The organism is Streptomyces sp. ISL-66, assembly GCF_018614135.1.
In the GTDB taxonomy this organism is placed as follows: domain Bacteria; phylum Actinomycetota; class Actinomycetes; order Streptomycetales; family Streptomycetaceae; genus Streptomyces.
Genome location: NZ_JAGGOW010000044.1, coordinates 1 through 8,601 on the forward strand (window position 1 = coordinate 1; position 8,601 = coordinate 8,601).

Sequence of the window (8,601 nt, forward strand, 5' to 3'; positions counted from 1 at the left end):
GGCCCCGGCGGCGGACGGGCCGGCCGCGGCACCGCCCCCGGCAGCCGCCGGAGCGGGCACGGCCGCGGCGCGGCGCGGGAGGGAAAGGGAGCGGACGGCCGACAGCAGGGCGTAGTTCTCCGCCACGAACACCCGGCCCCGCCCGCCCGAGGGTTGCGGCACCCGCTGGCCCGTCAGGTCCAGGTACATCGCCCGGACGACGTCCAGCCCCGCCGCGTCGGTGAAGAGCCGGAACTGCGCCCCCGGCCGGGGGTTGAAGTCCACCAGCCGGAAGACGCCCCGCTCGTCCCGGCGGAAGTCCAGGTCCAGGATCCCGTGGTAGGCCAGCCGCTCGGCGAGGCGCAGCCCGGCCTCCTCCACCGCCGGATCCGGCAGCCACCGGCCGACCGCCGTCAGCCCCGTCCGCACCGGCCAGGACATCTCCTTGCGCCCCGAGCCGGCGATCAGCGGGTGCCCGCCCCGGCCGAACGCTCCGTGGAAGAACCAGTCGGTGTCCGGCCCGGCCGGCAGGAACCGCTGGAGCAGCAGCCGGCTGCCCGCCGCCGCCGAGCGCTCGTACAGCCGCCGCGCCTCGGCGGCCGTGTGGACCAGGGTGGTGCTGCGCAGGTCCGTGCCCGAGGGCAGCAGCCACGGGCGGCTCCACTTGGCGATCACCGGCAGCCCCAGCCGCCACGCGGCTTGCGCCGCCTCGGCCCCGCCGGCCGGGATCACGGTCTCCGGGTGCGGGACGTCCCAGCGGGCGCACAGCCGGGACAGTTCGGCCTTGTCCGCCACCCGTGCGGGCAGGTCGTCCGGCTGATGGGGGATCCGGAAACGGTCCGTCAGCATCGGTGCGACCCGGGAGACGGCGATCGCGCTCAGGTCGTCCATCGCGATGAGCACGGCCGGGACGCCGATCCGTTCGGAGACCCCGGTCAGGCACTCGAGCAGCGCTTCGGGCTCCTCGGGGTCGAGCCCGCCGGACGGCCCGGGATGCACGGCGCGCAGGTAGCGCGAACGCCCCATGGGGCCTCCCCCGGCCTCGACGACGGCATGGACCTCCACGCCCATGCGCCCGAGCGATCTGACGGCGCCGAGGGTTCCGTGGTGGAACGGATTCCGATCGAGTCTGAGCAGAACCGCGGGCACTTGGTTGGGATGCGCGTGCATGAGAACGGTGTCTTTCACCTAGTCGGACCAAGCGGGGAGGGTGCGCACCTGCGAATGGCCTAGGCAGAGATCACCGAACAGGCCATTCGTCGGATGTGATGTCTAACGTCTTGGGTAAGCACACCGGTTCAGGAAAGCTCGGGAGACGCCATGTCCAGACCACGACGCCGACTGGCGAGCGCCTGCATCGGTACGGTCACGGCCGGACTGCTCGCCACCGGGGCCGCCCTCGCGGCCCCCGAGGAAGAGGGCGCGGACTCCGACATCGCCATGGGCGCCTATCTCGACTACGGGCCGCGGGGAGTGGCCCGGATCCCGTTCCTCTCGCGCTGGCTGGGCGGCAAGGAGATCCGGGTCGGGCACACCTATCTGCCGGGTGACCAGTGGGCGGGCATCGAAGGCAACGTCAGTTTCCTTGAGGACTGGGCCGAATGGCGGCGCGCCCGGGACGACCGGATGTTCGTCCTCAACGTGCCGATGCAGGAGCGCAACGAGGCCCGGGTCCCGGACTACCAGGTGGCCCAGCTGATCCGGGCGGGCGCGGACGGCCAGTACGACCGCCACTTCGAGAAGCTCGCCGAGCGGCTGGTGGCGCTGGGCGTCCCGGACACCGTGATCGTGCTCGGCTGGGAGATGAACGGAGTCACGTACACGCACCGCTGCGGACCCGATCCGGAGAACTGGAAGGCGTACTGGAAGCGCGTGGTCAACACGATGCGCGCGGTGCCCGGCCAGAAGTTCAAGTTCGATTTCACCCCGAACCGCGGCACGGACGCCATCGGCTGGACCAAGTGCTACCCGGGCGACGACGTGGTCGACATCGTCGGGATGGATTCGTACGACCAGGGTCCCGGCCGGACCTTCGACGACCAGATCAGCCAGCCGTACGGGCTCCAGCAGCACGTGGACTTCGCGAAAGCACACGGCAAGCAGCTCTCGTACCCGGAGTGGGGACTGTTCCGCAACGGGGACGACCCGCAGTACATGCGGCGCATGCTGAAGTGGATCGAGCAGCACAAGCCGCTCTACCACACCATCACCGACTACTGCCCGCACGGCGTGTGGCAGTGCAAGCAGAACCCGGAGTCGGCGAAGGTCTTCCGCGACGCGCTGACCCCGCAGAAGCCCGGCCCGGTGATCCCGACGCCGGTCATCCCGACGCCCGTCATCCCCACGCCGGTCATCCCGACGCCCGTGGTCCCGACCCCCGTGGTGCCCACCCCGCAGATCCCCACGCCGGAGATCCCGACGCCGGTCGTCACACCGCCGCCGATCGTCGTACCGAGCCCGCTGGTCCCGTCCCCCGAGGTCCCGAGCCCGGTCGCGCCGAGCCCCGCCGAACCGAGCCCGGCCGTTCCCAGCCCGGCCGCACCGACTCCGGAGCTGCCGGTGCCGGTCGAGCCCAGCCCGGCGGTCCCGAGCCCGGCCGAGCCGAGCCCCGTGGTCCCGAGCCCGGTCGGCCCCTCGCCCGAGGTCAGCCCGGTCGGCCCGGAGGTCCCGGCGAGCCCGGTGCCGAGCCCGAGTCCGCTCGTGCCCGAGCCCGAGCAGCCCGGGGTCCCGTCCCCCCAGATCCCGTCCCAGATTCCGTCCCAGGTCCCGTCCCAGGTCCCGTCCCCGGTGCCGGTGCCGTCGCCGGTCGTGCCGAAGCCCCAGCCCGAGAAGCCGCCCGTCAACAGCACGCAGTGGTGCGTGCCGCTCAACTTCGGCGAGTGGCTCTCCAAGCTGGTCGGCAAGCAGTCGGTCTGCGTCAAGATCGACTGGGGCAGGGACTCCGGTTTCTGGCCCTTCTAGACGGTGCGGTGGGGTCATCGGACCCGCAGTTCGTTGAGCCGCGCCCGCCAGTCCCTGGCGGCCGGCAACGCCTCCCGCAGCGCGTCCACCGCCCGCTCGCGCCCCGTCACCTGCGACTCGTGCAGCCGCAGCAGGGGCGCGAGCGCGGCCGTGGACAGCAGGAGCCGCTGGTTGACCACCGTCCGCGGCCGCCAGTGGTTCTTGTACGGTTCGCTGCCGCGCAGGAAGCTCACCACCGGACGGCCCTCGGCGAGGGCGCGGTTGGTCTCGTAGCGCAGCAGCAGCGTCGCCACGTCGACCTTCCGGTCGCGCAGGTCCGGGTCGGCGCCGTAGAGGTAACCGCCGCTGAGCGCGCCCGACAACAGGGTGAGGTTGGCGGCCACCACCTTCCCGTCGAGCCGGAACTCGGCCAGCCGCCCCTCGCCGGCCCGCACCATCCGCCGGGTGGCCCGGGTCAGGTGCTCGGCGAACCGCGGCTTGAGGTGCTCGGGGGTGACCCCGCGCCCGCGCCACTGCTGCTCGTGCAGCCGCAGCAGCGTCCGTACCGCACGCGGCACTTCCTGCTCGGTGACCTCGTGCTCCTCGATCCCGGCCGCGTCGGTCTTGCGGAGCTTGGCCCGCACCCGCTGCGCACCGGAGGCCGGCATCCGCTTGACCAGCTCGTCGAAGGGCATGGCCGGCAGCTCCATGCAGGTGGAGTCCGCGAGCTTGCTGCCGATCCCTGGCCAGGCCGCGTAGACGGCCTCGGCGGCGGCGCCGGGCCGCACCTCGCGCAGGTCGACGACCGCGCCCCGGGCCGCCCGGTGCAGACCGCCGGCCAGCGCCGGGACGACCTGGTCGGCATACCGCTCGGCCACGAGCACGTCGAAGTAGTCGGTGATGCCCCCGCCGAGCGGCACGAGCAGCGGCAGCGGCCGGTGTACGAGCATCAGCGCGGCCGCGCCGACCAGCTCCTCCCCGCGCCGCACGAGGACGATCCGCAGCCGCCCGTCCTTGCCGTAGGAGAGCCACCAGGAGTGCAGCCACGCGTGGCTCTGGAAGGGGGTGGCGGTGGGACAGCCGCGGACGAGCCGGTTCCACGGCTCTTCCAGCGCGGCGAACTGCCGGGGGTCGCGGCACAGCGTCACCGACAGCGCCGCGGTGGAGCCCGAACTCATCGCACGGACTCCTTCTCCTTGGTCTCGCTGTGGTCACCCTGCGCCGGCAGCGAGGCGAACTCCCCGGCGGCGGCGACCACGGCGGTCCCTTCCTCCGCCCTGCGCCGCCCGGCGGGCCGGGCCAGCATCCACAGGCCGCCCAGCAGCCCGCCGGCGCACAGCCCGACGGCCCCGCTGAGGGTGGCGGACGCGGAGGCGGGGTCGGAGGGCGCGACGGCCTGGTTGAACAGGAGCAGCTGGACCCCGGTGTTCTTCGCGGCCTGGTTGCTGCTCAGCGAGAGCGCGTCGGCCACCGCGTTCGCGATGTCGGCGGCCTCGGAGGGGCTCTTGGCGGTACCCGTGATCGCGATCATCGGGGACTCGGGCGACGTCTCGGCGCGGACCTGCGTGCGCAGCTGCCGAACGCCGATGCCCGCGCGGGGCTGGGCGTAGGCCAGGGTCGAGCTGCTGGTGGCGATCCGGGCGTAGGCCTGCGCGAAGCCGAGTGCGGTGGCCGGCTCCGTGGTGTCGTCGGGGACGGCGACCACGTAGCTGGTGGCGGCGTACTCGGGCGCCTTCAGCACCCCGTACGCCCCGCCCGCGGCGAGCCCCAGCAGCGCGGCGACGGGCAACGGCCACCACGCGGGTGGCGGCAGCAGCCGGATCCGGCGGCGGTGGGTGGACTTCTTCGGCTCGGCGGTGTCAGCCATGTGCGTGCCTCTTTCCTGGTGGAGGGGTGGTGGTTCCGGGTCCCGTACGGGGACCTCCTGCGGGTCGCGTCAGGCGGTGTCGCCGCCCCGGACGGGCGCCGGCCCGCCGACCCCCGGCCCGCCGGGGGCCGGCTTCGGCCCCGCCAGGGGGTGCCTGCCGGCGGTGGCCGGGGGAGCGTGCGGCGCGGTGGTCCGGGGGCCGGTCCCCGGCGACGGCGCCGCGCCCCGCACCGCGGTCGGCGAAGCGGTCATCGCGAGCTCGTAGACGGATAGCAGTTGCGCGGCGCTGCGGGCGATGTCGTAGCGCCGCACCACGGCGGGCGGCGGCAGCCGGCGGACGCCCGCCTCCATGTGCCCGCGCAGTGCGGCGACCAGCTCGTCCGTGCCCGTGCCGATCCTCCGCGCCCCCGGTGCCTGCGTCGTCGGCAGGTCGTCGATCGCCGGGCAGGTGACGTGCAGCACCGGAAGTCCGGCCGCCAGAGCCTCGACCACCGCCAGCCCGAACGCCTCCTCCCGCGACGGGGACACGAAGACGTCCATCGCGGCGAGCAGCGCGGGGATCCCCGGTGTCCGTCCGTCCGCGCTGTCACCCAGCGGATCCCGCTCCCCCAGCAGGTGGATCCGGCTCTGCGCCCCCAGCTCGGCGGCCAGCGAGCGCAGCGCGGCCCGCTCCGGGCCGTCTCCGGCCAGCAGCAGGTGCGCGCCCGGCAGCGCGGCCACCGCCCGGACCAGCGCGTCGAAGCGCTTTCCCGGCACCAGCCGCCCGACCCCGCCGACGACGAAGGCCCGCTCGGGCAGTCCGGTCCGGGCCCGGGTGGCCCGCCGTACGCCTTCGTCGAAGCGGAAGCGCACGGCCTCGATCCCGTTCGGCACCACGTGGACCCGCGCGGCCGGTACGCCCCAGCCCTCCAGCCGGGCCGCCACCGTGTCCGATACGGCGACCGTGGCCGCGCCGAGCCGCTCGCTGGCCAGGTACAGCGCCCGCACCCCGCGCGACAGCGGCCGGCCCTCGATCTCGCCGTCCCCCAGGGAGTGTTCGGTGGCGACGACGCGGCCGACGCCGGCGAGCCGGGCCGCGAGGCGCCCGTACACGCAGGCCCGGTACAGGTGGGTGTGCACGAGGTCGTACCGGCCGCGCCGGATGAACGTGACCATCCTCGGCAGCGCCCCGAGGTCCCGGTTGCCGCTCATCCCCAGGTGCACGACCCGGACCCCGTCGGCGCGCAGCCCCTCCGCCACCGGACCTGGGTTGGTCAGCGTCAGGACCTCGCAGGACATCGGCATGTGCCGTAGCAGGAGCCTCAGTTGCTGCTCGGCGCCGCCGACGCCCAGGCCCGTGATGATGTGCAGCACCTTGTCCGCGCTCACAGGTGCACCACCCGGCGCAGCTCCCGCAGCCGGTGCCGCAGCTGCTTGATCCGCAGTCGCGGGCCGCCGTCGGCCTGGCTGATGTGCGTACGGGGCAGTGCGTGCGGTCCGGTGAGCCGTCCGGGGTTGATCGCGCACGCGTACGCGTACCCGGCGTCCCGGGTGGCGGCGACGACCCGGGTGTCGAGGTGCCCGTACGGGTAGCAGAACCCGCCGGGCAGCGTCCCGGTCAGCTCCCGGATCAGCTCGCGGCTGCCGCGCAGTTCCTGCTGCAGTACGTCGTCGGCGGCCGCGGTGAGGTCCTGGTGGAGCAGGCCGTGCGAGCCGATCTCCTGTCCGGCGGCGGCTGCTTCGCGGATGCCCTCGGCGGTGAGCAGGGGCTTGCGGGGGCCGAGCGGGTCCCACACGTTGTCCACGCCGAGCCGGCCCGGCAGGACGAAGAGGGTGGCGGTGCAGTCGTAGCGGCGCAGCAGCGGCAGCGCGCGGGTCAGGAAGTCGGTGTAGCCGTCGTCGAAGGTCAGGCCGACCAGCCCGGCGGCGCGTCCGGCCGCGCGGGCCCGCAGCAGCTCGCCGACGGACACCGCGCGCAGTCCCCGGGAACGCAGCCACAGGAGCTGGGTCTCCAGCGCGTGCGGGGTGACGGTGATGCCGTACGGGTCCTCCGCGGGATCGGTGAACTCGGCGACGGAGTGGTACATCAGGACCCACGGCGATGCGGACCGGCGGGCGGGGCCCAGCGCGGCGGGGGGCGCCGTTTCGGTGTCAGCGGACATTGCGGAACCTCTGGGTGAGCTGGGAGGTGAGGTGAGCGGTGAGCTGGGCGAGCTGGCCGGGCAGGACGGTGACCTCCAGCGCCCGTATGGCCATGCCGGTGGCCCCGAACATGGCCGGGACGAGCAGGCAGCCGAGGGCGGCGCTGACCAGCGGGTCGGGGATCATCGGCCCGGCGATCCAGCCGGTGACGCAGGCGGCGACGGCGGCGACCGAGAGCCTGCCGATGCTGATGGCGACGCGGCGGACCTGGATGGCGATGATCCGCGAGCCGAGGCCGGTGAGCAGCAGCACGGCGGTGGTGGAGATGCCGGCGGCGTTGGCGGCGGCGATGCCGTAGGTGCCCCACCAGCCGACGGCGAAGGCCCCGGCGACGATGTTGACGAGGAGTCCGGCGCCCATCGCGAGCGCCGGGAACCAGGTGGGCCGGGCGGTCGAGAAGAAGGGCCGGGACAGCGCCCCGACGAGGCAGTGGCCGAGCAGCCCGAGGCCGTAGACCCGCATGACGGAGGCGGTGGCCTCGGTGTCCTGGTGGGTGAAGGCCCCGCGTTCGAAGAGGACTTGGATGATCTGGGGCGCGTACCCGATGACGAGGGCGGTGCCCATCAGGACGGCGAGGGAGGCGAGCGCGAGGTCCCGCTCCACGCGCCGCCTGGCCTTCTCGCGTTCGCCGCCGGCCATGGCCTGGGCGACGACGGGGAAGGTGACGGTGCAGATCATCAGGGACAGCACCATCGGCATCTGCGCGACCTTCTGCGCGTAGTTGAGGTGCGAGATGGCGCCGGAGGGCAGCGAGGCGGCGAGGAACCGCTCGACCAGGACCTGCGACTGGCGGAAGACGGCGAAGAAGATCACCGGCGCGATGACCCCGAACGCGATCAGCGTCGGCCGGTCCCGGTCGCGCTGGCAGCGCGGCGCGCCCTTGGCGCGGTGCGGCCCGAAGCCGACGTTGCGGATGAAGGCGGGCAGTTGGATCAGCGCCATGAGCATCCCGCCGACCGCGACCCCGGCGGCGGCGGCGCGCACCCCCCACAGGGCGTGCAGGGCGACCATGGTGCCGATGATCCCGACGTTGTACGAGACGTAGATGGCGGCGGGCGGCACGAAGGACCGGTGGGCGCGCAGCGCGGCGCTGAAGTAGCCGGCGACTCCGAAGGACAGCACGGTCAGCGCGGTCATCCGGGTGCATTCGATGGCGAGCCCGGGATCCGGCAGCCCGGGGGCGAGCACGCTCACGACGAGCGGCGCGGCGACGATGAGTACGGAGGCCACGGCGGCCAGGAGCACGGCCAGCCGGGGCAGCGTCGCCCCGACGAGCAGCCGTACGGGGTCCTGCGCGCGGGCCTCCCTGCGGGTGAGTCCGGCCCTGCTGGCGGCCCGCCGGGCCAGGGCGTGGCTGAACGCGGGCACCATCAGCAGCGCCATGGCGTCCTCGATGAGCAGCGTCGAGGCCATCTCGGGGACGGTCCAGGAGATGAGGAAGGCGTCGCTGTCGTGACCGGCGCCGAAGAGGTGCGCGATGGTCTGGTCCCGCACCAGCCCGAACACGGCCCCGGCGGCGGTCAGTCCGGCGGTCACGGCGGCCGCCTTGGCCAGGGCGCTCCCCACGCCGGCGCCGCCGCTCGCCGGCCGGACGCCCCCGGCACCCGGGGACCTGGGGGCCCGGGGGCCCGGTG

7 protein-coding genes are annotated in these 8,601 nt (G+C 74.1%); 1 reads left to right on the plus strand and 6 read right to left on the minus strand.

Annotated features, from left to right (window positions below; translation table 11 throughout):
* Positions 1-1,050 (minus strand): ATP-grasp domain-containing protein (locus tag J7E97_RS10130; protein WP_215024645.1); only part of this gene is annotated, 1,050 nt, incomplete at its 3' end.
* 249 nt (positions 1,051-1,299) lie between these two features.
* Between J7E97_RS10130 and J7E97_RS36790 the strand changes: the two genes are divergently transcribed.
* Entirely contained in the window at positions 1,300-2,940 is a 1,641-nt protein-coding gene (locus J7E97_RS36790) for a glycosyl hydrolase (protein ID WP_215024646.1), read from the plus strand.
* A 14-nt stretch (positions 2,941-2,954) separates the two neighbouring features.
* Here J7E97_RS36790 and J7E97_RS10140 read toward each other — a convergent pair whose 3' ends face one another.
* The 5 genes from J7E97_RS10140 to murJ form a co-directional block, all read right to left on the minus strand.
* A complete protein-coding gene (locus J7E97_RS10140) occupies positions 2,955-4,097 on the minus strand; it encodes a GNAT family N-acetyltransferase (RefSeq protein WP_215024649.1) in 1,143 nt (380 codons plus the stop codon).
* The gene (locus J7E97_RS10145; protein WP_215024651.1) at positions 4,094-4,786 is read right to left on the minus strand and encodes a lipopolysaccharide biosynthesis protein; all 693 of its coding nucleotides are present in this window, start codon (positions 4,784-4,786) and stop codon (positions 4,094-4,096) included. The genes J7E97_RS10140 and J7E97_RS10145 overlap by 4 nt, the downstream gene beginning before the upstream one ends.
* A 69-nt stretch (positions 4,787-4,855) precedes the next feature.
* A complete protein-coding gene (locus tag J7E97_RS10150; RefSeq protein WP_215024653.1) occupies positions 4,856-6,154 on the minus strand; it encodes a glycosyltransferase in 1,299 nt (432 codons plus the stop codon).
* Positions 6,151-6,927, minus strand: coding sequence for a polysaccharide deacetylase family protein (locus tag J7E97_RS10155; protein WP_215024655.1), 777 nt, complete (start codon positions 6,925-6,927; stop codon positions 6,151-6,153). The genes J7E97_RS10150 and J7E97_RS10155 overlap by 4 nt, the downstream gene beginning before the upstream one ends.
* On the minus strand, positions 6,917-8,601 hold a 1,685-nt coding region (murJ, locus tag J7E97_RS10160), incomplete at its 5' end, for a murein biosynthesis integral membrane protein MurJ (RefSeq protein WP_251054198.1). The genes murJ and J7E97_RS10155, both read right to left, overlap by 11 nt.

What these genes read in the sequence shown, in the direction of transcription:
- J7E97_RS36790 (WP_215024646.1), top strand. Translation starts at nt 1,300, where the DNA reads ATGTCCAGACCACGACGCCGACTGGCGAGCGCCTGCATCGGTACGGTC.
- J7E97_RS10140 (WP_215024649.1), bottom strand. Translation starts at nt 4,097, where the DNA reads ATGAGTTCGGGCTCCACCGCGGCGCTGTCGGTGACGCTGTGCCGCGAC.
- J7E97_RS10145 (WP_215024651.1), bottom strand. Translation starts at nt 4,786, where the DNA reads ATGGCTGACACCGCCGAGCCGAAGAAGTCCACCCACCGCCGCCGGATC.
- J7E97_RS10155 (WP_215024655.1), bottom strand. Translation starts at nt 6,927, where the DNA reads ATGTCCGCTGACACCGAAACGGCGCCCCCCGCCGCGCTGGGCCCCGCC.